The organism is Neorhizobium sp. DAR64872/K0K18 (assembly GCF_050500175.1).
In the GTDB taxonomy this organism is placed as follows: Bacteria; Pseudomonadota; Alphaproteobacteria; order Rhizobiales; family Rhizobiaceae; genus Neorhizobium; species Neorhizobium soli.
On sequence record NZ_CP191445.1, the window covers coordinates 392,968 to 415,603 of the forward strand.

The 22,636-nt window shown below is 60.7% G+C and carries 20 protein-coding genes and 1 riboswitch; of the genes, 11 read left to right on the top strand and 9 right to left on the bottom strand.

Annotated elements, in window-relative coordinates; translation table 11 throughout:
* The first annotated feature begins 138 nt into the window (after positions 1-138).
* Complete coding sequence (locus ACQY1P_RS01795) at positions 139-2,682, top strand: EAL domain-containing protein (protein ID WP_325264875.1); 2,544 nt, start codon at positions 139-141, stop codon at positions 2,680-2,682.
* Between the two features lie 106 nt (positions 2,683-2,788).
* On the opposite strand, the gene ACQY1P_RS01800 is transcribed toward ACQY1P_RS01795, so the two are convergent.
* Positions 2,789-3,034: a DUF2934 domain-containing protein gene (locus tag ACQY1P_RS01800; RefSeq protein WP_062459613.1), complete on the bottom strand. Its 246-nt coding sequence runs from the start codon at positions 3,032-3,034 to the stop codon at positions 2,789-2,791.
* Between the two features lie 160 nt (positions 3,035-3,194).
* Positions 3,195-3,297, top strand: a riboswitch (TPP riboswitch).
* 133 nt (positions 3,298-3,430) lie between these two features.
* On the opposite strand from ACQY1P_RS01800, the gene ACQY1P_RS01805 reads away from it, so the two are divergent.
* From ACQY1P_RS01805 to ACQY1P_RS01840, 8 genes are read left to right on the top strand one after another with little or no spacing between them, the layout of a single operon-like run.
* Positions 3,431-4,195 (top strand): ABC transporter permease, encoded by a 765-nt coding sequence (locus ACQY1P_RS01805; protein ID WP_430253683.1) that lies wholly within the window; start codon positions 3,431-3,433, stop codon positions 4,193-4,195.
* 16 nt (positions 4,196-4,211) lie between these two features.
* The gene (locus ACQY1P_RS01810) at positions 4,212-5,156 is read left to right on the top strand and encodes an ABC transporter substrate-binding protein (RefSeq protein ID WP_184655404.1); all 945 of its coding nucleotides are present in this window, start codon (positions 4,212-4,214) and stop codon (positions 5,154-5,156) included.
* The gene (locus ACQY1P_RS01815) at positions 5,156-5,896 is read left to right on the top strand and encodes a hydroxyethylthiazole kinase (RefSeq protein WP_430253686.1); all 741 of its coding nucleotides are present in this window, start codon (positions 5,156-5,158) and stop codon (positions 5,894-5,896) included. Before ACQY1P_RS01810 ends, ACQY1P_RS01815 begins: the two co-directional genes overlap by 1 nt.
* Positions 5,886-6,545 carry a thiamine phosphate synthase gene (gene thiE / locus ACQY1P_RS01820; protein ID WP_430253688.1) on the top strand — a complete coding sequence of 220 codons (660 nt, stop codon included), beginning with the start codon at positions 5,886-5,888 and terminating at the stop codon, positions 6,543-6,545. The genes ACQY1P_RS01815 and thiE overlap by 11 nt, the downstream gene beginning before the upstream one ends.
* Positions 6,542-7,342: a bifunctional hydroxymethylpyrimidine kinase/phosphomethylpyrimidine kinase gene (thiD, locus tag ACQY1P_RS01825; RefSeq protein ID WP_430253690.1), complete on the top strand. Its 801-nt coding sequence runs from the start codon at positions 6,542-6,544 to the stop codon at positions 7,340-7,342. Before thiE ends, thiD begins: the two co-directional genes overlap by 4 nt.
* Positions 7,343-7,377: 35 nt before the next feature.
* Positions 7,378-8,133, top strand: coding sequence for an ABC transporter permease subunit (locus ACQY1P_RS01830; protein WP_430253692.1), 756 nt, complete (start codon positions 7,378-7,380; stop codon positions 8,131-8,133).
* Complete coding sequence (locus ACQY1P_RS01835) at positions 8,130-8,834, top strand: ABC transporter ATP-binding protein (protein ID WP_430253694.1); 705 nt, start codon at positions 8,130-8,132, stop codon at positions 8,832-8,834. The genes ACQY1P_RS01830 and ACQY1P_RS01835 overlap by 4 nt, the downstream gene beginning before the upstream one ends.
* Positions 8,835-8,867: 33 nt before the next feature.
* A complete protein-coding gene (locus ACQY1P_RS01840) occupies positions 8,868-9,821 on the top strand; it encodes an aliphatic sulfonate ABC transporter substrate-binding protein (RefSeq protein WP_430253696.1) in 954 nt (317 codons plus the stop codon).
* A gap of 62 nt (positions 9,822-9,883) precedes the next feature.
* Here the strand turns inward: ACQY1P_RS01840 and ACQY1P_RS01845 are convergent, their stop codons facing one another.
* Positions 9,884-10,921 carry an NAD(P)-dependent alcohol dehydrogenase gene (locus ACQY1P_RS01845; protein ID WP_325264857.1) on the bottom strand — a complete coding sequence of 346 codons (1,038 nt, stop codon included), beginning with the start codon at positions 10,919-10,921 and terminating at the stop codon, positions 9,884-9,886.
* Positions 10,922-11,043: 122 nt separating this feature from the next.
* Between ACQY1P_RS01845 and ACQY1P_RS01850 the strand changes: the two genes are divergently transcribed.
* Positions 11,044-11,967, top strand: coding sequence for an AraC family transcriptional regulator (locus ACQY1P_RS01850; RefSeq protein ID WP_325264855.1), 924 nt, complete (start codon positions 11,044-11,046; stop codon positions 11,965-11,967).
* A 58-nt stretch (positions 11,968-12,025) separates the two neighbouring features.
* On the opposite strand, the gene ACQY1P_RS01855 is transcribed toward ACQY1P_RS01850, so the two are convergent.
* The 6 genes from ACQY1P_RS01855 to ACQY1P_RS01880 are packed head-to-tail and all read right to left on the bottom strand — an operon-like array spanning position 12,026 to position 19,601.
* Positions 12,026-13,246 carry a M20 family metallopeptidase gene (locus ACQY1P_RS01855; protein ID WP_430253699.1) on the bottom strand — a complete coding sequence of 407 codons (1,221 nt, stop codon included), beginning with the start codon at positions 13,244-13,246 and terminating at the stop codon, positions 12,026-12,028.
* A 22-nt stretch (positions 13,247-13,268) separates the two neighbouring features.
* Complete coding sequence (gene nikE, locus ACQY1P_RS01860) at positions 13,269-14,912, bottom strand: nickel ABC transporter ATP-binding protein NikE (RefSeq protein WP_430253701.1); 1,644 nt, start codon at positions 14,910-14,912, stop codon at positions 13,269-13,271.
* 10 nt (positions 14,913-14,922) lie between these two features.
* Positions 14,923-15,747 (bottom strand): ABC transporter permease, encoded by an 825-nt coding sequence (locus ACQY1P_RS01865; protein ID WP_062459577.1) that lies wholly within the window; start codon positions 15,745-15,747, stop codon positions 14,923-14,925.
* Complete coding sequence (locus ACQY1P_RS01870) at positions 15,740-16,687, bottom strand: ABC transporter permease (protein WP_092663122.1); 948 nt, start codon at positions 16,685-16,687, stop codon at positions 15,740-15,742. The genes ACQY1P_RS01865 and ACQY1P_RS01870 overlap by 8 nt, the downstream gene beginning before the upstream one ends.
* A gap of 58 nt (positions 16,688-16,745) precedes the next feature.
* The gene (locus tag ACQY1P_RS01875; protein WP_430253703.1) at positions 16,746-18,296 is read right to left on the bottom strand and encodes an ABC transporter substrate-binding protein; all 1,551 of its coding nucleotides are present in this window, start codon (positions 18,294-18,296) and stop codon (positions 16,746-16,748) included.
* Between the two features lie 39 nt (positions 18,297-18,335).
* A complete protein-coding gene (locus tag ACQY1P_RS01880) occupies positions 18,336-19,601 on the bottom strand; it encodes a M20 family metallopeptidase (protein ID WP_430253705.1) in 1,266 nt (421 codons plus the stop codon).
* Between the two features lie 162 nt (positions 19,602-19,763).
* Between ACQY1P_RS01880 and ACQY1P_RS01885 the strand changes: the two genes are divergently transcribed.
* The gene (locus tag ACQY1P_RS01885; RefSeq protein ID WP_062459564.1) at positions 19,764-20,519 is read left to right on the top strand and encodes a GntR family transcriptional regulator; all 756 of its coding nucleotides are present in this window, start codon (positions 19,764-19,766) and stop codon (positions 20,517-20,519) included.
* Between the two features lie 153 nt (positions 20,520-20,672).
* Here the strand turns inward: ACQY1P_RS01885 and ACQY1P_RS01890 are convergent, their stop codons facing one another.
* Entirely contained in the window at positions 20,673-22,490 is a 1,818-nt protein-coding gene (locus ACQY1P_RS01890) for a methyl-accepting chemotaxis protein (RefSeq protein ID WP_430249777.1), read from the bottom strand.
* Between the last annotated feature and the right edge of the window lie 146 nt (positions 22,491-22,636).

Below are 22,636 nucleotides of genomic sequence, written 5' to 3' on the forward strand. Positions count from 1 at the left end.
TTCTTAAGCGGTCTCTGACATTGCTTTTCCGCAAGTGTGGAAAGTGCCATGATCTCTGGTCGACATATCGGTCCGGCAAATCGGAAATCTGCACCGCAGGTTTCGACAAAAAGACCCGCGTCCGCCAAAGACGGCATCTTGTCAAAGCGACGACTTTCCGACGCCCTCTCAACCGATGCGATCTGGCCGGCATTTCAGCCGCTTGTCGATCTGCAGAGCGGTGCGATCATCGGCTTTGAGGTTCTTGCGCGTTGGACCGATTCTGAAGCAGGTGCCATCGCACCTTCAGATTTCATTCCGTTCGCCGAAACCAGCAATCTGATTGGCGCTTTGACGCAAAAGATCGTCCAGGATGCCTGTCGCAAAGCTGCAAGCTGGAGGGGAGACTTTGTCCTCGCGATCAACCTGTCGCCGACGCAGTTTCAGGACCCAGACCTCTTCCACTTTCTGGCTTCGATAATCTCGGAAACCGGGTTTCCGATGAACCGAATCCATATCGAAATGACGGAAAGCGCACTGCTCGATGACGATACAGTCGTCAGGGAAAACATTGCATCGCTCAAGTCTGCCGGAATGGGTATCTCCCTCGACGACTTCGGGACCGGCTTTGCCAGCCTGACGCGGCTTCACGCGTTCCCCTTCGACAAACTGAAGATCGACACAAGCTTCGTGCGCTCCATGCAGCATGACAGCGGCAGCCGGAAAATCGTCGCCTCGGTCATTGGGCTGGGGCAAAGCCTTGGCATGACGGTTGTTGCCGAAGGCGTTGAAACCGAAGAACAGGCAGAAATGCTGAAGCGTCTTGGTTGCGACGTTGGACAGGGGTGGCTGTTTGGCAGACCTGTCGACGGTGATGCGACAGAACGGCTTCTCGCTGTCAGCAAGCAGAAGCCACTCACGGAACGCCGCGGAACCGGCTCGCTGTTCCAGCGGGTCCATCAACTGGAAACGCTCTATGAGGCGGCACCGGTCGGTCTCTGCTTTCTCGATTCAGACTTGCGCCATGTCAGTGTAAACAATCGGTTCGCTGCAATGCTGGGATTAACGCCCGAGCAGATGATCGGGCTCACCGTTCACAGTTTCATGCCGGCACGAGAGGCGCGCCGGGTCACCAAAGATCTTCAGCGAGTCCTTGCGGGCGAGCCTTTGATTGTGGACGAATATCGTCCGCCCGGAAGTGAGAACATTCTCCTCGTGGTGAACCAGCGGGTCGATGACGACGCAGGCGAGCCGATCGGCATTTCGGTCACGGCGATCGATGTTACCGGTCACAAATCGATGGAAAAGGCGCTGACCGAGACGGAAGACCACGCACGATGGTCGATCGAACTCAGCCCGAACATTCCCTGGTCGAGCGATGCCGAAGGCATTGTCAATTTCATGGGGCCAACGCCAGACCCGACGATGTCCAGGATGCGTGACCGGATCGCGGACTGGTACGGTCGGATGCATCCGGACGACAGTTTGCGGGTTCGGCGGGAATGGCTTGGATGGCTGCCATCCGGCGACCCATTCGAAACCAGGTTTCGCATGCGTCTGCACGACGACAGCTGGCGATGGATGGTCAGTCGGGCAAAGCCTCATCGCGATGCGACCGGCAAGATCGTGAAATGGTACGGCACCATCACCGAGATCGTGCCCACGGAGGTCCCGCTGGACGGGAAAGTATCCGTGAAGGCTCCTCATGTCTGGCATGATCCGGACCAGGCTGATGTCCTGCCGACGCAACACTTGATCTCAATGCTGATGAGGATGTTTGAGTCCGCGCCCATTGCCATGGCCATCACGACGAGCGACACGAAAACCTCGAGCTACGTCAAAGTCAACGATGCCTATCTGAAGCTCACCGGCCTGAAATGGGACGAGATCAACGGAAAGAAGCTGATTTCCGAGGGTGCCGCGATCGACAATCCCGCCCGCGACAGACGGCACCGGCTATTGCGCGAGGACGGCGCCTACGAGCTCGAAGATGTTGAGATTGCTCATTCGGATGGTACGATCATCCCAACCCTGATTTCCGCGCAACGCACGATCGTCGATGGCGTTTCATTCGATGTGGAGGTCATTGTCGATGTGTCTGCCCGCGTCAGGCAGCAGCGCGCTATCGAAAGCGCTCTGAAAACCTCCGCGCAGACCGATGCCCTGTCAGGTCTACCAAACCGAGCCTGTTTCGATGAGGTTGTTGCCGGAGAGGTTGCCCGCAACCTGCTCAATGACAGAAAACTCGCCATCGCCTACATCGATCTCAACGGCTTCAAGATCGTCAACGACAGTCTGGGGCATTCCGCAGGCGACGAAGTCCTGCGAACGATCTCGGCGAGACTTCGCGAAAGTTTCCGAGCAACGGATTTCATCGCCAGGGTCGGAGGAGACGAGTTTGCTATTCTTCTCGACATGGATCGCAAGTTTGCGGGCGATATGCAGACGCATATTCAGGAAACGATGGAAAGGGTGTTCAAGCCGATCCCCATCGATGGCCAGGTGACATTCACGGGTGCCGCGGTCGGCGTTACGTTCCTAAAGGCCGAAGACACGCCGCAAACCTATGTCAAACGCGCTGACGACTATATGTATCTGGCGAAAGCCACCGGAAAACGGGTGGCCGTCGTGTGTTTCGGTCAGGTTCTCGATCGCCCGACGACGCATAAAGTGGACCGGACGAACGGGTTTTGTGACGGCTGAAGTGTGTCGACGGCCGAACTATCGGCAGCCGATATTTCGAGGTGTTGTGCCAACCCCTTTCATGCAGGGCAGGTCTGATACCTATCCAGACTACCGCTGGTCGACGTCAGTCCGGCGCGACTGACGACGGAGGCCGGATTGTGGCGGCATCGTCGGCCGCTGCATCGTTCTCTCCACCAAACGCCGCATCAGCCTGCTGGTTGACCTTGGTCACATCGTCGCTTTCCTGATCCGACATGTCGGCTGGATGCTCGGAACGCTTCCAGTGATCGTCATGGGACCCTTCAGGACGGCCTTCTTCCTCCCACAGTCTGTAGGCCCGTTCGCGCTGTTCCTGTTCTCTATCGGTCATGGTTGCTCCTCCTAAGTTGCGAAGACATAACCAGCGGACGGGCCCCGGGTTTCCGGGAGGCGGATGACATAGAATAAAATTTTTGTCAGCTCGCCGCGCAGGCTCTGCCGGACAGCGATCGCAAGCGATTGACAAAGGCCGTTTCTTTGTCCAACCTTAGCGTCATTCCGAGGGGAGCATCGAACGGTGCTGAGATGGCGGTGAGCCGGACCCTTGAACCTGATCCGGGTCATACCGGCGTAGGAACGGAAACGGCGCAATACCGCACCTCTTTCTTATTCTCCGCTCGCCTGGATCTCCATGATGTCAAGGTCAGGAGATCAGCCATGCTTACGCTCTCGAGAAATACCCGAATAGGACGAATGCGGTTCGACGGTTTCAACCCGCGTCGCTGACATGCAGTCCCGGTTTGCAGCCCTCGGGCTTTTTCTGCTGCTGGTAGGCTGGCAGATAGCCGTTCAGGTCTTTTCGCCGCCGCGCTATCTTCTGCCGTCACCACTCGCGGTGGTGCAGGCATTGGTGGGTCAGAGCGGCTTCCTCGCCCACCACACGCTCGTCACCCTGAGCGAAATCCTTGCAGGTCTCATCGCAGGCAGCATTTTCGGTGCGGCGGTTGCGTTTCTCGTTGTGGCATTCCCGCGGGCCGGCAGGCTTGCCTGGCCGATCATCCTTATCCTGCAGACCTTTCCGGTCTTCGTGCTGGCACCCATCCTGGTGCTCTGGCTCGGTTTCGGCATGGCGTCGAAAGTGATGATGACGACGCTCGTCATCTTCTTCCCGGTCGCCTCCGCCTTCGCAGATGGCCTGAGGCGGACGGAACCAGCGATCCTGGAAGCCGCCGCGCTGACAAGCGCGACGCCCTGGCAGATCCTTGTGAGGCTCAGAACACCGCTTGCGCTGCCGGCGCTCGTGTCCGGTCTGCGCGTCGCCGTGCCGCTCGCGCCGCTGGGTGCCGTGATCGGCGAATGGGTCGGGGCTTCAGCCGGGCTCGGCTTCGTCATGGTTCAGGCGAACGCCCGCATGCAGACCGACACCGTTTTCGCAGCCATGACCATCCTGGCCCTGACCAGCGTCGCGCTGCGCCTCGGTTTCGACCGTCTCGTAAAGGGACGCCCCCATTGGGCGACCGAGACCGAACAACAGACACAGTTATCATCGTGAGGAGAGACGACCACCCATGAAACGCATGCTTCTGGCCTTTGCCATTGCCATATCCGCCAGCATGAATGCATCCGCAACGCATGCCGCAGAAAAGCTCACCGTCATGCTTGAATGGTTTGTGAACCCGGACCATGCGCCGCTCGTGATTGCCGCCGAAAACGGCTATTTCAAAGCCGCCGGCCTCGATGTCGAGCTGGTGCCTCCCGCCGACCCGTCGACGGTGCCTCGCCTCGTTGCCGCCGGCCAGGCCGATATCGGCATCCACTACCAACCGAACCTGTATCTCGATCGTGCAGCCGGCCTGCCGCTCAAGCGAATCGGTACCCTCGTCGAAACGCCCTTGAATACGGTGACGGTTCTCGCCGATGGCCCGATCAAGAGCCTCAAGGACCTGCGCGGCAAGAAGGTCGGCTTTTCCGTCACGGGTTTCGAAGACGCGATGCTGAAGCGCATGCTCGAGGGAGAAGGCGTTGCACTTACCGAGGTCGAACTGATCAACGTCAATTTCGCCCTCTCGCCATCGCTGATCGGCGGCAAGGTCGACGCCACGCTTGGCGGCTTCAGAAACTTCGAACTGACGCAGATGCGAATCGAAGGGCACGAGGGCCGTTCCTTCTTTCCGGAAGAACACGGCGTCCCCGTTTATGACGAGCTGATCTTCATCACGCGCGACGGGCTGGCGACAGATCCTCGCCTGCCCCGCTTTCTCGAAGCCGTCGAGAAGGCTGCAATCTTCCTGACCAATCACCCCGATGATGCCTGGAAACTGTTCATCAAGGCCTATCCCAACCTCGACGACCCGCTCAATCGTCAGGCGTTCACCGACACGCTGCCGCGTTTCGCCAAACGGCCTGCAGCGCTGGATCGGGGTCGCTACCAGCGCTTCGGTGAGTTCATGGCCGCGAGCGGCCTCATTCCGCAGGCGCCGCCGGTCGAAGATCTAGCGATCGAAATCCGGTGATGACAATGAACAATTCCCCGACGCCGCAACAGGCCGGCGATCGCCTGGCACGTGTGCGGGCCCGGCGCCCACGCGTCCATTGCCTGATGAACACGGTGGTGCAGAAATTCGTTGCTGACGGCATCACTGCAATCGGCGCCATCCCCTCGATGACCTCCTCCCCGGACGAAATCGTCGGCTTCGTCTCGAAGGCTGATGTCCTCGTCGTCAATCTCGGCACGCTGGATGCTGATCGCCGCAAAGTGATCGAACTGGCTGTCGAGGTCGCAAACGATCATGGAAAACCCTGGGTCCTCGATCCCGTTCATAGCGACTATTCCCCCGTGCGGCTGGAGTTTGCAAAGACATTGATCGCCCGCCGCCCAACAGTACTGCGTGGCAACAGCGCGGAGATGGCGCTGTTCGGAGACATTGGCGAAACACTGAAAATCGAGACCGGCGCTCACGACCGCCTGACGGATGGCGCGCGAACCGCCACTGTTCGGAATGGCCATCAATGGATGGCGGATGTCACCGGGACCGGTTGCCTGTCAGGTGGCATCATCGCAGCGTATCTGGCCGTCGAACCGGAAGCCATGGCTGCGGCGGCTGCGGCACTAGCGACGACCGGCGTCGCCGCCGAACAGGCCGCCGGGCACGCGCGCGGCCCCGGCAGTTTCGGCATCGCGTTTCTGGATGCGCTCTCGGCGCTCACTCCCGACGAGCTCAGTCTGCACGGAAGGATCGACCATGAAATTTGACTACCGACTGAACCCGATCGTCGATGCCGGTCTTTCCGATAGCGGCGATCTCGTGGACCTCGCCGCGATCGCCGTCCGAAACGGCGCGACGCTGATCCAGTACCGCGACAAGGCCGGCTCCACCCGGCAGATGATCGCCATGGCCAAAAGCATCAAGGCCGCCCTTGAAGGCACCGGCGTGCCGCTTGTGATCAACGACCGTGTCGATGTGGCGCTCGCTTCAGGCGCCGACGGCGTGCATCTGGGTGCTGACGACATGGATGCCGGGACCGCACGCCGGCTGCTCGGCCCCCACGCCATCATCGGCCTCACCGTCAAGACACGTGCCGATGCGGAACGTGCCGGCCGGGCGCAGGCGAGCTATGCCTGTATCGGCGGGGTGTTCGAGACCTTGTCGAAACAGAACCCCGATCCACCGGTCGGCCTCGACGGTTTTCGGGATCTGCGCGAACGGTTGCGACAACTGGATCCGACCCTCCCCGTCGGCGCGATCGCGGGCATCGGGCTGGAGCAGGTGCGGAGCGTCATCGACGCGGGGGCCGACGGTGTCGCGGTCATTTCGGCAATCTTCCGCGCACCGGATCCTGCAGACGCCTGCCGCAGTTTTCGGCGCCTTGTCGATGATGCCTTGAGCGAGGGTAAGCAATGACATCAGTTGCCATGACGATTGCCGGTTCCGACAGCGGTGGCGGCGCCGGCATTCAGGCCGATATCAAGACATTTTCCGCACTCGGTGTGTTCGCAACCAGCGTGATCACCGCCGTGACCGCCCAGAACACGCGGGGCGTGAGCGCCGTCGAAGACATTTCGTCGACAATGATCGGGGAGCAGATGCGCGCAGTGCTCGCCGATATCACGGTCCATGCGATCAAGATCGGCATGGTGTCCCGCTGCGAAACAATCCACGCGGTTGCCGGGGGGCTGACACACTATAGCGGTCCCGTCGTCCTCGATCCGGTCATGGTCGCGACCTCGGGCGATCGGCTGCTGCGCGAAGATGCGATCTCCGCCCTCATCGCCAGCCTCGTGCCGAAAGCGACGATCGTGACGCCGAACCTGCCTGAAGCTGCACTGCTGACCGGCATGCCCGTTGCCGAAACGCGGTCGGATATGATCCGTCAGGCGGAGGTGATCCTGAACGCCGGGGCCAGCGCCGTGCTGATCAAGGGAGGGCATGGAACCGGCCGCGACAGCATCGATCTCCTCTTCGACCAGTCAGGCGTGACGGAGTTCTCGGCCCCCCGTGTCGATACGAAAAACGACCATGGCACGGGCTGCACGCTTGCCGCAGCCATCACCGCCGGCCTCGCCCGCGGCCTGACGCTGCACGAGGCCGTGGGAGCGGCGAAGACGTACCTCCAGGACGCTCTCATCGCCGGAAAAGCCCTTTCGATCGGCGGCGGGCATGGTCCGGTCCACCACTTCCACAGGTGGTGGCCGGCATGAGCTTGGGAATCGCGGGGCCTGCGAGGGCCGGACGCATGACGCAATTCGCGTCGCGACTGGCCTCGCCGGTTGCCCTCCTCGTCATCTGGCAGATCGCCAGCATGACGGGACTGCTGTCGCCGCGCATTCTTGCCGGACCGAGCAACATCATCGCAACGGCCGGACGCCTCATCGCGTCCGGCGAACTGATCAGCGGTCTGATCGTATCGTTCCTGCGGGTGCTTGCAGGCTTTTCGATCGCGCTCGTCGCCGGGATTGTTCTGGCTCTGATCTCCGGCCTGTCTCGGTTCGGAGAAGCGGTGATAGACCCGCCGGTCCAGATGCTGAAGGCGATGCCGTTCCTGGGTCTTCTGCCACTATTCATTCTCTGGTTCGGGATCGGCGAGATGCCGAAGATCGGGCTCGTCGCCTTCGGCGCCATCTTTCCGATCTACCTCACCCTTTATGGCGGCATTCGCGGCATTGACAGGAAGCTGATCGAGGCGGGGCAGACAATGGACCTCGGCACGACAAGCATCATTCGCCATATCATCATTCCAGGCGCCCTCCCCTCGCTGCTCGTGGGCGTCCGATACGGCCTCAGCGTCGCCTGGCTCAGCCTCGTCGTCGGCGAACAAATCAATGCCGCAAGCGGCATCGGATACACCATTTCCTATGCCCGCGACTTCCTGCAGACCGATGTCATCGTCGTCTGCCTTCTGGTCTACGCGATCCTCGGCCTGCTGACCGACGGTCTCGTGCGCGTGATCGAAGCTTATGCGCTGCGCTGGCGTCCGGAGGTGATCGGGTGAGCCCCCTCGTCGACATCAGGCAACTCACCCTCTCGTTCGGCGCCGCCGCAGTTCTCGACGGCATCGACCTCACACTGGCGCCCGGCGAATTCGTGGCCCTGCTCGGCCGCAGCGGATCCGGAAAAACCACGCTTCTGCGCATTCTGGCCGGTCTCGACACCGCTTCAGCCGACAAGCTTCAGCTCACCACACGGCGTTCAGTAGTTTTCCAGGAACCGCGCCTGCTTCCGTGGAAAAGTGTGATCGACAATGTCGCGCTCGGTCTGCGCCACCCGGATGCCCGGACGCTCGCCACACAGGCACTGGACGAAGTCGGCCTGTCCCATCGGCTCGATGCCTGGCCACTGACGCTCTCAGGCGGCGAGGCACAGCGAGCGGCGCTTGCGCGGGCTCTCGTGCGTGAACCCGAATTGCTGCTGCTGGACGAACCGTTTGCCTCTCTCGACGCGCTGACTCGGTTGCGAATGCATGAGCTCGTCCTCGCGCTGTGGCGCAAACATCGTCCGGCGGTGCTGCTCGTCACCCACGACGTCTGGGAGGCCGTGGCGCTTGCAGACCGAATCCTGGTGCTCGATCAGGGACATTTCATCCGCGAAATCAATGTCGATATCGACCGCCCCCGCCGCCGCGACGACCGCAGAACGGGCCGCATCGAAGCGGCGCTGCTGGAAGATCTCGGCGTCCTCCCCACACAAGACTGACTTCCATGTGAAAACCGCAGATTGGACTGAGCTATGATTTCCAAGCGTACATTCCTTGCCGCTGTCACCCTCTTCAGTGCCGCCGCCGTGTTTGCCCCTCCTGTCCAGGCAGCCGATCAGGTGGTGCGGATCGGTTGGTTGCGGGGACCCAACGACATCACGCTCGTCAAATCCCGCGGAACGTTGGAAAAGGCGCTGTCCGCAAAAGGCATCAAGGTCGAGTGGGCGGGCCCGTTCCCGGCGGCCGCACCTGCGTTCGAAGCGCTCAACGCCGGCAGCATCGATATCACCGCCGGCAGCTCGACCTCGGCAATTGCAGCCCTCTCGGCCAGGATCCCGCTGGTGATCTTTGCCTATCAGAAGATGGCGTCAGGCTCTGAGGGTATCGTGGCGACGAAGGGTTCCGGCATCGCCACCATCAGGGACCTGGCGGGCAAGAAGGTGGCGGTCAACCGCGGGGGCACAGGGGAATATCTGCTGATGCGCGGACTGGAGACGAACGGCATCGATCCTGCAAGCGTGGAACGCGTCTATCTCAGCCCCAGCGACAGTGGCCCAAGCTTCAGCCAGGGCCATGTCGACGCCTGGGCGACCTGGGATCCGTTCCTGACCATCGCGGAAAAAGCCTATGACGGCGCGGTGATCGCCGATGGCGCCGCCATCAGGTCCGACAACGCTGTCGTTCTTGTCGCGAGCCGCGAATTCGCCAAGGACAAGGCCGATCAGCTGCAGCTCGTCTTCGATGTCATCAAAGCGGAAAACGCCTGGGCAGTTGCCAACAAGCCGGAGGCCGGGGCGATCTGGGCGAAGGAAATGAACGTACCGGCAGAACTCGGGGCGAAGATCGGCGAAAACAATGCGGTGCCGACGACAGCCGTTTCGCAATCGGCCGTAAAGCAGATCAATGCCGTGGCTGAGTGGTACGCCAAAAGCGGAATCATTCCTGAAATGCCCGACATTGCCGCCGGCGTCGTCGAGCTGAAATAAATCTCAACGAGCCGGGTATCCGATCGGGAGGTCGCCGCCCGGAATTTCTTCCAGGCCGGCAATCAGTCACCCATGACAATCTGCAGCTTCACGTCTTCCGGCCGGCCTTCCGCTGCCCGTTCGAACGCCTTGATCGACTGGTCGAAATGGAAAGTGTCGGACACCAGCGGCTTGAGGTCCACCTTGCCGGCCGCTATCAGTGCGAGGGCCCGGTCGAAGACATTGGCATAGCGGAACACGGTCTCGATCCGGCATTCGCGCGAGCAGGCGGCCGCGATGTCGACCGGGACGGGTTCCGGCGGCAGGCCGACGAGCACCACGGCACCCCCGGGGCGAACGATCTTGAAGATGTCGCGGATGGCGGCAGGCGCACCGGAGCATTCGAACACGATATCCGCGCCCCAGCCGTCGGTGGCGTTGTTTGTGGCTGTCACGATATCGGTCTCGCGCAGGTTCACCCCGGTAATCCCGGCATAGGTCTCGGCAAGCTTGAGCTTGGTTTCCGACAGATCGGAAATCAGCACACGCGAGCATCCGCCAGCCAGTGCCGCCAGCGCCACCATGATGCCGATCGTGCCGCAACCGGTGACGACCGCCGTATCGCCGGGCGTGATGCGGGCGCGGGATGCCGCCTGCATGCCGACGGCGAAGGGCTCGACCATAGCACCCTCGGCAAACGAAACGTTGTCGGCGAGCTTGTAGGTGAAGGCTGCCGGATGGACGGTCTCCGGGGCGAGGATGCCATGAACCGGCGGCGTTGCCCAGAATGTCACCGCGGGATCGACATTGTAGATCCCGAGGCGGGACGCGCGGGAATTCGGGTCGGGAATACCCGGTTCCATGCAGACACGGTCGCCGTTTTTTAGGTGGCTGACGTTTGCGCCGACCTCGATCACCGTGCCGGCGGCCTCATGGCCCAGCACCATCGGCTCGTTGACGACGAAATCGCCGATGCGACCGTGCGTGTAGTAATGCACATCGCTTCCGCAGACGCCGACCGTGTGCAGCTTGATGCGGACGTCATCAGGACCGAGGTTTTGCGGCAGGTCGATATCGCGCAGGATGAGCTCGCCGACGCGTTCGAGAACTAGTGCTTTCATGATCTTTATCTTTCTTCCATGCCGCAGACATCGCCACTGTGAACGCTCCTACGACATGAAACTAGTTGGCTTCTTGCTCTCAACTGGTATTAATTTGACATGCTGCGATGCAAGGTGACGGGATGGCGACAACAAACCAACGGAATTTGGCGCAGCCTGTTTCGCACGCGGCCATGCGCGAACAGATCGTTCTGCCCGGCGGCATGTCCTATCTGATCCGCCGCGACGATTATCCGAGCCCGATCTGCATCTGGAACTACCATCCGGAATGGGAGATACACTACATCCCGGAAGGACAGGGATTTGCCTATGTGGGCGATTATGTGGGCCCGTTCAAATCCGAGCATCTGGTCCTTACCGGAACCAATCTGCCGCATAACTGGATTACGCCCGGGGATCCCTCGCTTCCCGGCCGCGATCTCGTCCTGCAGTTCGATGCGGACGCGCTGATCGGCATCCGTCATGTGTGCCCGGAATTCGATGTGCTGCACAGGCTGGGTCCGCTGGCAACGCGTGGCGTCGAGATCGTCGGACCGGAGGCGGCGCAGATCGGGAACAAGGTTCTCCGCCTGTACGAAACCGGTGGCCGCGGCGGGCTGACGCTGTTTCTGGAGATCCTAAACGAGATAGAAGCCGCGCCGCGCAAGCGCCTGCTTGCCAGCGAGCACTTCATCTCATTCTATAACGAACAGTCCGACAAACGGCATCGCCGGATCGATCAGGCAATCCAGATCCTGCAGTCGGATCCGGTCAAGCAGATGCACGAGGTGGCTGATATGGTCGGTCTGGCGCCCTCCGCATTTTCCCGCGCCTTCAGACGCCTCACGGGAATGAACTTTTCCCATTACAGCCGTTCGGTCCGGGTCTGGCGGGCTCGGACCATGCTAGCGGAAACGGAGATGCCGATCACCGGCGTCTGCTTTGAAGCAGGCTTCAACAACCTCTCCAATTTCAACCGCTATTTCCGGATGGAAACGGGGCTGACACCGCGCGCCTATCGCATGGCAGCCCGTATCCGGGGCCGATCGATCGTTGCCGCTGCGTAAGGGAACCAGCGTCAGCAAGACGGGTGTCCCGGGCGATCGACACGCCCGGGAACAGGTCTCAGGCCACTTCGCAAATATCGAGGATGGTCAGCATGTAGACGCGGATCATGTCGAGGAAATCGACGATGTCGACGCGCTCGTCCGGCATGGTGTTGTAGCGACCACCCGGGCCGCAGACGATGCCTTCCATGCCAAGCTCGTGGTAGAGATGGCCGGCATCTGTGCCGTAGAAACGCGTCGGCGTGATCGCGCCGGTCGGCTGCTTCTCCCCTCGGACAGCCTCATAGGCCGCATTGATCGATTTGACGATGCGGCTATCCGGCGAAACCTCGAAGGGCGGCATCAGAGGGCGGCCTTCGATCATCTCGGGAACCAGCTTTGCCTTCAGGCCCGGGAACCGGCCCTCAAGTGCCCGCAACTCCTTGTCGAGATCGGCGAGAACGCCTTCCTGCGTCTGGCCGGGCGCATAGCGGCACGATCCTTTGAGGCGCACGAAGTCGGCCACTTGCGGCGGACGCCATTCCTCGAGGTCGCGACCGAGCGCGCCGTGGACGACGCCGACATGGCCGCGGTTGATCGAGCGGTGCACTTCGCTTCTGGCACCGCTGAAGGTCATCGCATTGATGCGCGGGATGATATCGCAGGCGGCGGCGATCGCGTCGACGGATTCCTCGCGCTTCGACAGGTGCCGTGTGTCGCCGGTCAGCTCGATGACATAGCTCAGCGCTGCCGCATGCATGGTGACGGCAACGAGGTCGCTCGGTTCGCTGTTGATGAAATAGTCGGCCTTCACGCCGCTTTTGATCGCCGCAAGTGTCCCGACGCCGCCCTGCAATTCGCCGACGACGAAGGTCAGGATCACGTCGCCCTTGAGCTTGACGCCCGCTTCAAGCAGCGTCTTCACCGCGCAGAAATAGGCGGCATCGCCGGCCTTCATGTTGGAAACGCCGATACCGTAGATGAATTTGTCGTCGACGAGACCGGCATAGGGATCGACCGTCCAACCTTCGGTGACCGGATTGGTATCGAGATGGCCGTTGAATAGCAGGCTCTTGCCGCCGCCTTGGCCTTTCAGGCGACCGATCGTGTTGAACCGCCGGCCATCGTCGAAGGGCTGCAGCTCGGCTTCGACGCCGATCTTTGCGAGCTCAGCCGCCATCCAGCGCGCCAGAACCTTCTCGCCTTCCGTCTCCGAATGGCTCTTGTGCTGAACCATCTTCGACAGAAAATCGAGGCAGGCCTTTTCGTCGATCCGATCCACGAGGGACTTCGGGTCCATTGTCATGCTCCTTGATGCGCAATTACTGGTATTGAGCGGCGGCGCGTGGCACCGCCTCGATCAGGCGGCGGGTGTATTCCGCCCGGTCGGGACTATCGATCTCGGACGCCTTCACCACCTCGATCAGATCGCCGCGATACATGACGGCGATCCGGTGGGCGATCTGGCGGATCAGGTTGAGGTCGTGGGTGATGAACAGGTATGCCGTGCCGCTGGCCTTCTGCAGTTCGAGCAGCAGCTCCACGACCGAGGCCTGCACCGAGACGTCGAGCGCAGAGGTGATCTCGTCGCAGATGACCAGCTTCGGTTTGGAGGCGAAGGCACGGGCAATCGCCACGCGCTGTTTCTCGCCGCCCGAGAGCTGATGCGGATAGCGGTTTGCGTGGGTGCGCGGCAAGCGCACTTGCTCCAGCATGTCACCGACCTGCCGCTCGAGATCGCTGGCATCGCCGAACAGTTTTAGCGGCCGCGACAGGATCTCAAATATCTTCTGACGCGGATTGAGCGAGGCATCCGGATGCTGGAAAATGATCTGCACGTCCTTGCGATAGGCATTGTCCATATCGCCGAGATTGCGGATCTCGCGTCCTTCGAACCGGATCTTGCCCTCAAACCGGTTGAGACCGGTCATCGCCTTGGCGAGCGTCGATTTGCCCGAGCCTGATTCACCGACAATGCCGAGGATTTCTCCAGGACTGATGCTGAGGCTGATCGCATTGTTGCCGGTCACGCGCTCGGTCTTCCGGCCGGTCAGGGCCGAAAGAAACGGCTTGCGACCGAAATGGACGCTGACATTCTCGACCTCAACGAGCGGCTTGTCCGTCGGAGCTACATCATCGTTCACCAGCCGGCGGGAAGGATCGGGCACCGCGTTGATCAGCTCGCGGGTATAGTCCTGTTGCGGATTGGTGAAGATCTCGCGGGTGGTGCCCTGCTCGACGATCTCGCCGCGCTTGATGACGGCGACGCGGCCAGCGGTGCGGGCGACCAGCGCAAGGTCGTGGGAGATGTAAAGCGAGGCGACGCCTGTTTCGGCCTGCAGTTCGACGAAGAGATCGAGGATCTGGCGCGAGGTGATCACGTCGAGTGCCGTGGTGGGCTCGTCGAAGATGATGCATTCGGGATTGCAGGCAAACGCCGAGGCGATGACGACACGCTGCTTTTCGCCGCCCGATGCCTCATGTGGCATGCGATGCATCATCTGTGCCGGCGTCTTCAGGCCGACATGCGCAAGCCGCGCCTCTCCTTCCGTCCACGCCTGCTGCCAGGACAGGCCGCGGTGGCGAACGAGGACTTCGGCCAGCTGTTTGCCGAGCGAGAGGGTCGGATTGAGCGATGTGCTCGGATCCTGGAACACCATGCTGATACGGCGTCCGCGAAACGTTTCCATTTCGCGCTCCGCCTTCTCCAGCAGATTGTCGGAGCCGAGCAAGATGCGTCCGCCGGGCTCGCGGGCGTTCTTGGGCAGGTAGCGCATGATCGACCATGCGAGCGAGGTCTTGCCGGATCCGGACTCTCCGACCAGGCCAAGGATCTCGCCGCGGTGGATAGCAAGATCGATATTCTTCAGCGCGTGAAACGGGCCGTTGGCGGTTTCGTAATCGAGCGAATAGTTCTCGATTGTGAGAACTGAGGTAGCGGCCGAAGTGTGTTCGGTATTGGTCATGATTTTCACCTCAGGCCCGCGGATTGAGGGCATCGCGGAGACCGTCGCCCAGGAGGTTGAAACCGACGGCGACGATGGCAATCGCCACGCTCGGCCAGATCAGGATGCCGGCCGAAAGATGCATGTAGCGCCGCGCTTCCGATACCATCAGGCCCCATTCGGCAGCCGGCGGCTGGGCGCCGAGACCGAGGAAGCTCAAGGTCGCAAACAGCATTACCGCGAAGGACACGCGAATGGTCATCTCGACGATGATCGGCGCAATCACGTTGGGCAGCATTTCGCGGCGGATGATGTAGCCAGCACTTTCGCCCCGCGCGACGGCGGCGTTGACATAGTCCTGCTTTCGCACCGACAGCGCAACGCTGCGGGTGATGCGGGCCATGCCCGGCGCAAACGCGATCGCAACGGCGACCAGGGCATTGACGGTGCTGGAGCCGAGAAGGTTGACCACCAGAAGGGCAAACAGCAGGCTCGGTATCGACATGACCGCATCGATGGTGCGCATGATCAACTCGTCCGCACGACCGCCGAGGAAGGCGGATGCGGTTCCGATCAGCGCCCCGATCAGGGTACCGACGATGGTGGCAAGAACGGCCATGACGACGGTTGCCCGCGCTCCGATCAGAAGCCTGCTGAAAATATCGCGACCATACTGGTCGGTGCCGAGCCAGTAGGTGAGGCTCGGACCTTTATAGCGTGCAAGAGGTGACAGCTTTTCCGGATCGTGCGGCGCGACCAGAGGACCGAAGACGACGACTAGCAGCACGAACACGACGAGGAAAATTCCGATCGCGCCCTGCGGCGTCTTCAACAGACGTTTCGTGAAATCAATCATACTGGATCCTCTTGTCGAGCCAGGCATAGAGGATGTCCGCGATGAAATTGACGATCGAATAGGTGGCAGCCATGATCAGTACGCCGGCCTGGATCGCCGGCAAGTCGCGGGCCTGGATGGCGACGATCAGCTGGCGTCCGATGCCCGGAATGGCAAAGATCTCTTCCACGACGATGACGCCGCCCAGAAGATAACCGACATCGAGCGCGACAATGGTGATGGTGGGAAGAAGCGCGTTGCGCAGCGCATGGCGGCGCAGAACCTGTCCACGGGAAATGCCCTTCAGCCGGGCGGCGCGGATATAGTCGGTATGCAGCACGTCCACCAGTTCGGACCGAACCATGCGCGAAACATGGGCAATTAGGATGATCGAGATGACGCAGACGGGCAGGACGAGATGGGCGATCCCGCGGGAAAAGTCCTCGGTCAGCGGCACGTAACCGGTCGGCGGCAGCCACTTCAGCCAGTCGGCGAAGAACAGCACGGCGACAGTTGCCGTCACGAATTCCGGAAGTGCGACGCCCGCATAGGAGATCAGGCTCACCACCATGTCGGCGACCTTGCCGCGGCGGATGGCGGCGATAATGCCGAGCGGGATCGCGAGAACCAGCATCAGGCCGATCGACAGGAAGGCCAGAAGCAGCGAACGACCGAGCGCTTCGAACATGACCGGACCCACCGGTTGGCCGGTGCGCAGAGATGTTCCGAGATCACCCTGAACCACATGCCACAGCCAGGTCAGATACTGCTGCCAGATCGGCGCGTTCAGGCCCATGGTCGCACGCAGCGCGTCGAGCGCTTCCTGGGTCGCGTTTTCACCCAACATCATGACGGCCGCGTCGGCCGGCAGGACCTGGGTTATGGCAAAGACGATCAGCGACACGACGAACAGCGTGTAGACGATCATCACCAGCCGCTTGGCTATGTAATTCGGGGACAGGGTCGTGTTCCTCTGACAAGAGAGCCGGACGCCTGGCGGCGTCCGGCAGGTTTTAAGATCAGCCGCGCTTCGGTGCGTCAGATGTCAGCGAGACATAGTCGAGACGGAACACGGATGCGCGCGGATGCGCTTCGTAACCTGAAACCCAGCTGCGCTTAGCCGAGAGGACGTCGAAGAAGGACGGAATGATCGAGGGAACCTCCTCGTTCATGATCTCTTGCGCCTTGGTGTAGAGCTCGGTCCGCTTGTCGGTGTCGATCGTTCCGCGCGCTTCGTTGACCAGGGCATCGAAGGCCTTGTTGTTCCAGCGCGTCTCGTTCCAGGATGCATCCGACGTGTAGAGCAGCTTGAAGATGCCGTCAGGGGTGGGCTGCATGTTGTAGAAGCCGACGTAGAACGAACCCTTTTTCCAGACCTGCTCGAGGTAGGTCGCATGCGGCATCGTCTGCACGTTGATGGTGATGCCGACTTCCTTGGCCATTTCCTTCAGTGCAACGGCAAGCTGCGTGCGGACCGCGGGGCGGTCGGAGGCGACAAGGGTGGCTTCGAAACCGTTCGGGAACCCGGCCTCGGCAAGCAGCTTCTTGGCTTCCTCGATGTTCTGCTCGCGCTGCTTCACGCCCTTGAAGAACTGGTAGGAGCCGTTGAGCGGCGTGTCGTTACCCTGCGTTCCGAAACCTTCGGTGACGAAACCGACCATTGCTTCCCGGTCGACAGTCAGTGCGATGGCGCGGCGAACGCGAGGATCATTGAACGGCGCCGTATCGCAACCGAAATTGATGTTGCAGAACTGGCCGGACGGCGTGCGCAGCACATCGACGCCATCGCTGCCGTCGAGGCGCAGATATTCGGTCGGCTGGATGGTGGAGACGATGTCGACATCGCCAGACATCATCGCGGAACCTTCAGCGGAAATGTCCGGGAAGACCTGCACTTCGACGCGGTCGAGATAGGGACGAGCCGGGTCGTAATATTTCTCGTTGCGCTCGACGACGATCAGGCGATCGGGCTCATAGGAGACCAGCTTGAACGGACCCGTACCGACGGCCTTGGTCGACAGACTCTTGAGGTCGCCGGTGGCGATCGATGCCGGAATGATGCGGGCGCTTGTATAGGCCATGGAGACGGGAAGGTCGGCATAGGCGCCGGTCAGCTTGAACATGACGGTTGCGTCGTCGACGGCGACGATATCGGCGATCGGGCCAACATTGTTGCGGCCGGGGGATGCTGTCGCTGGATCAAGGATTGCCTTGAAGGTTGCGACGACGTCCTTGGCCGTGAACGGCGAGCCATCATGGAAGGTAACGCCGGTGCGCAGCTTGAACGTCCATTCGGTCAGCGCCTCGTTCGGTGTCCAGCTTTCGGCCAGATCCGGCTCGACCGACATGTCGACCTTGAGGCGGGTGAGGTTGCTGTAGAGCAGCTCGGTCACAAGGTATTCCGGATTGACGCGAGTCAGAAGCGGGTGAATGACGCTGACGGCCTGGTCGACGGAAATCTTCAGCGTACCGCCCTTGGCAGGTGCTGCGGCCTGGGCAAAGCCCATCGACGGCGTTGCGAGAATGGCGGCAGTGCCGGCCAAGAAGAAGCGGCGTTTCATTTCCAGCATGTTTTTGTTCCCTTTATGATTCGGTGCTGCTTGGTGGAATTAACTGCGATGTTCGGGGATGGCCTCGGCAGCGAAATCCGCCGCGAGATAGGCGAGAATGCTTTTTGCGAGTGCGATGATGTCCTGTCGGGTCGTGTGCTCTTCCGGGCTGTGGATGCAGCTTTCCGGGCGGCCGAGGCCACCGAGCAATACTTCAGGGCCAAAGCCGGCCTTCTGGACATAGCCGAAGTCCGAACAGCTGGCGGCGCCCCATTTCTGAAAATCGTTCGGCTTGTATCCGACGCCGAGCGAAAGCGCCTGTTGCCAGCGCGGCCAGTGCGGGCCATCGGGATCGTCGGTCGGGATCAGATGACCGACAAGATCGACTTTGAGCCCGAGCTCTGTCCCTTCGATGCAATTTCGGATCGTCGCTTCGATCTCGGCGCGTGCGTCCTCATAGCTTTCTTCCGGGGCATATCGACGGCTGACGAGGATCTTCACCTCGGCCGGAACCTGCCCGCCCGCTGCGCCGCCGTTGACGGCGGATATGGTCAGCTGTGGCCGCAGCGGCCCGGTTGCATGCGGCGGCGGAGCGAGCTTGGATGCGCGCTTTGCCACTTCGGGTTTTAAGGCTGCGAGCGCGTTCAGAACCGGCAGCGCCCCCTCGATGGCATTCACACCCGCGCCGGTGCGATTGCCCTCGCCGGCATGGACCGCATGGCCGGTAATCGTGACCTGCAGGTTGAAGATGCCGAAGCAGCCCGCCCAGATGCGTGGTGCGGCCGTTCCGTTGAAATTGAGGATATGCCCCTTGAGCATGCCCTGTTCCGCGAGATAGCGGATGCCGGGATAGAGACCGCCTTCTTCATCCGTACACAGGAGCAGCATCGGATCGTAAGCGAGAGAAACGCCGCATTCGCGTGCCGCCCGAAGCGCCAGAAGCGTCGCAGCGATTGTGCCCTTCATGTCGGCAGCACCAAGCCCGAAAAGGTCATCGCCTTCGACCGTCAGCTTCAGCGGATCGCGGCTCCAGCCGGGAGCGACAGGCACCGTATCGACATGATAGTAGAGACCGCAGACAGGCAGGTCCGTTTCGCGCCTTGCAACGAGATTGATGCGTTCGCCGGACGCCGGTCCGCCCTCGACATGCCAGAGGTCGTGAGGCACCGTCACGCGCTCGAATTCGAAGCCAAGCGGCATCAGCAACTCGGTCATCAGATCCGCAAACGCGCCATAGCCTTCGCCCGGTGGAAAGGTGGTGTCGACCGCAACCATCCGTGCAAGATCCTGCACGGCCATCTCGACATCGCGGTCAATCGCTGCCATGGCAGACGTCAGGGGCTCAGAAGTGGTGCCTGGTTGCTGTAGGCTCATCTCGGTCGTCCTCCGCATTCCGACAGCCTTCACAACTCGGCTCATTAATATAAACTATATAGTAATACAGCGTAGATCAGCATCACGTGTCAACTCCAAAGAAGAGGCAATTCATTGCCTGATAATTCAGCAAATGCCGCCCGACTGAGCGACCTGTCTCTGCCTCTCTATGAGGTCGTGAAACGACAGATCACCGAGGCGATCATGATCGGCGCCCTGGAGCCCGGCTCCGTGCTGCCGAGCGAGATCGCCCTGGCGCAAACCTATGGCGTTGCTGTCGGAACGATTCGACGCGCGCTGATGGATCTCACCAACGACGGACTTTTGAGCCGACGCCGCAAGACCGGGACCGTAGTGACCGGACGCAAACCGCAGCACGGATTACGCCTGTTCTTCCAGTATTTTCGTCTTCACGGGCTGGACGGCTCGCTGAGCAAATCCGTTACCAAGGTCACGTCGCTGGAATTCGGCGAGGCTTCGGACGAAACAGCGGCGAAGCTGCAGATTGAAACGGGCCGGCCGATCGTGCATTTCCACCGCGTCCGCTATATCGACGACCGGCCAATCATGCACGAAACATTGACGCTGCCGCGCGAGCGCGTCCCCGGCTTTCCGCAGAAGCAGGAGGACATCCCGCCGCTCTTTTATCTGCATCTCCTCGAAAACTACGGGATCCGGATTTCGGCGATCCGTGAACAGATCGGCGCGGACCTGGCATCGGAGGATGATGCACGCTGGCTGAACCTGACGCTTCCAGCCGCAGTCATGACGATCGACGAAGTGGCCTACGACCAGATGGCCGTGCCGGTGCTCATCTCTGCGCACCGGGCGACGACTGCGGACCACCGCTACGTCAACGAGATACAGTAAGCGCGCGATCAAGCTTCAACACTGAAGCGATGAGCTTCGCTACATTAGCGCAACGTCTAGCAAACCAAAACGAGATGGCGAAACCGCCGCGAGCGTGATCCAGGCTCGCGGCGGTAACAGCTTATTTTCAACGGCTTGGAGCCTATTGTTAACTCAGAATTCTTCCCAGTCCGCAACCGCCAGGGCAGCGGAAGACGAGGCGTTAGCGATCTTGCGCGGCATTGCGACGGCTGCAGGGCGATCCGAAATGGGCTGTGCGACCGGTCTTGAAGCGACGGGGCGATGGGCGATCGGATTGCGCTTCTGCAATGTCTGGGCCGGGGCCCGATCGTTGTCGAAATTGAACTGTTCGAGCAACTGGAACAGCGCGGCCGCTTCCCTTGCCATTTCATGGCTCGCAGCTGTCTGCTGCTCGACCATCGCGGCGTTTTGCTGTGTGCCCTGATCGACCGTGTTGATCGCACGGTTGATTTCGGTCAGCGCGGTGGACTGTTCGCGTGACGTTTCGACGATCGCGGTGATGTCGCCGTTGATACCTTCGACATGGGTCGCGATCTCGCGAAGGGCGGCGCCTGCCTTCGTGACCAGCGAGACGCCGTTTCCGACATGCGTGCTGGAGGCCGTGATGAGTGTCTTGATTTCCTTCGCCGCTGTCGCAGAGCGCTGCGCGAGTTCCCGCACTTCCTGCGCAACGACGGCAAAGCCTTTTCCGGCCTCCCCTGCGCGCGCCGCTTCAACACCGGCGTTCAGCGCCAACAGGTTGGTCTGGAAGGCGATTTCGTCGATCACGCCGATGATGTTCGAGATTGCCTTCGACGACGCTTCGATCTGGTCCATGGCACCAATCGCTTCACGCACCACGTCACCGGAATGGTTGGCATGCTCCTTCGTGCGGGCAACCAGTTGGCCGGCTTCCTCGGCACGTCGGCTGGAATCCTTCACGGTCGTGGTGATCTCTTCCAGAGCAGCTGCGGTCTGCTCGACCGATGCGGCTTGCTGTTCGGTCCGCTTCGCCAGATCGTCCGCCGATGTGCGAACCTCATTGGAACCGGCCGAAATAGCCTTCGCGTTTTCGGCAACCATCACCATGGCCTGCTTCAGCTTCTGCGACGCCGCATTGAAGTCGGTCCGCAAGCGCTCCAGTGATGGAATAAACGGCTTTGCAATTTGCTGCGAAAGGTCACCATCGGCGAAACGCGTCAGGCCTTCTGCGAGGCGCTCGACGTTCTCGACCCGGCCGGTAACATCGGTGGCAAACTTGGCGACCTTGATGACCTTGCCACTGGGATCGAAAACGGGGTTGTAGGAAGCCTGGATGTAAACGCTACGGCCGTCCTTGCTGATGCGGCGGAACTCGTCGGCAACATATTCGCCGCCGCGCAGGCGCTCCCACAACTGCGTGTATTGCGGGGATGCCGCTTCGGTCGGGTCCATAAAGATCCGGTGATGCTTACCCACGATCTCGTTCAAGGAATATCCGAGCGCCGACAGGAAGTTGTCGTTGGCGGTGAGGATTTCACCCTGGGGCGTGAATTCGATGGTTGCCTGCGCGCGGGAAACAGCTGAAAGTTTGGCCGCGCTGTCGAGCCCATTCATCTTTGTTTCGCTGATGTCGTTAGCAAACTTGATGATCTTCAAGACCTTGCCGCTGGCATTCTTCACCGGATTATAATTGCCGCGGATCCAGATTTCCTGGCCGTTTTTCGCAATGCGCTTGAATTCGCTGCACTCGAACGTGCCGCCCTTAAGCTTGCTCCAGAAGGCTTTGTATTCCGGCGTTGCAGCGTAATCTCCGTCGACAAAGATCCGGTGATGCTGACCGATAATCTCCTGCTCGCTATATCCCATCAGATCGCAGAAGTTTGTATTGGCTCGCAATATGCGTCCTTCGGTATCGAACTCGATGATCGCGAAGGACAGGTCTAAGGCTGAAAGGATTTGATTAGAGTTTGCGCCGAAAAAATCGAACATTACGAAGCCTTGCAATACAGGTGATTGGTCAACCTTCATCGCAAACAATTATTAAATTAGTAATTAAGACTTGGCAAAAAACAAGAATAAGCCTTTGTAAAAATACATTTAAGCGTTAATCAATAATATATTCCTATTACCTAATC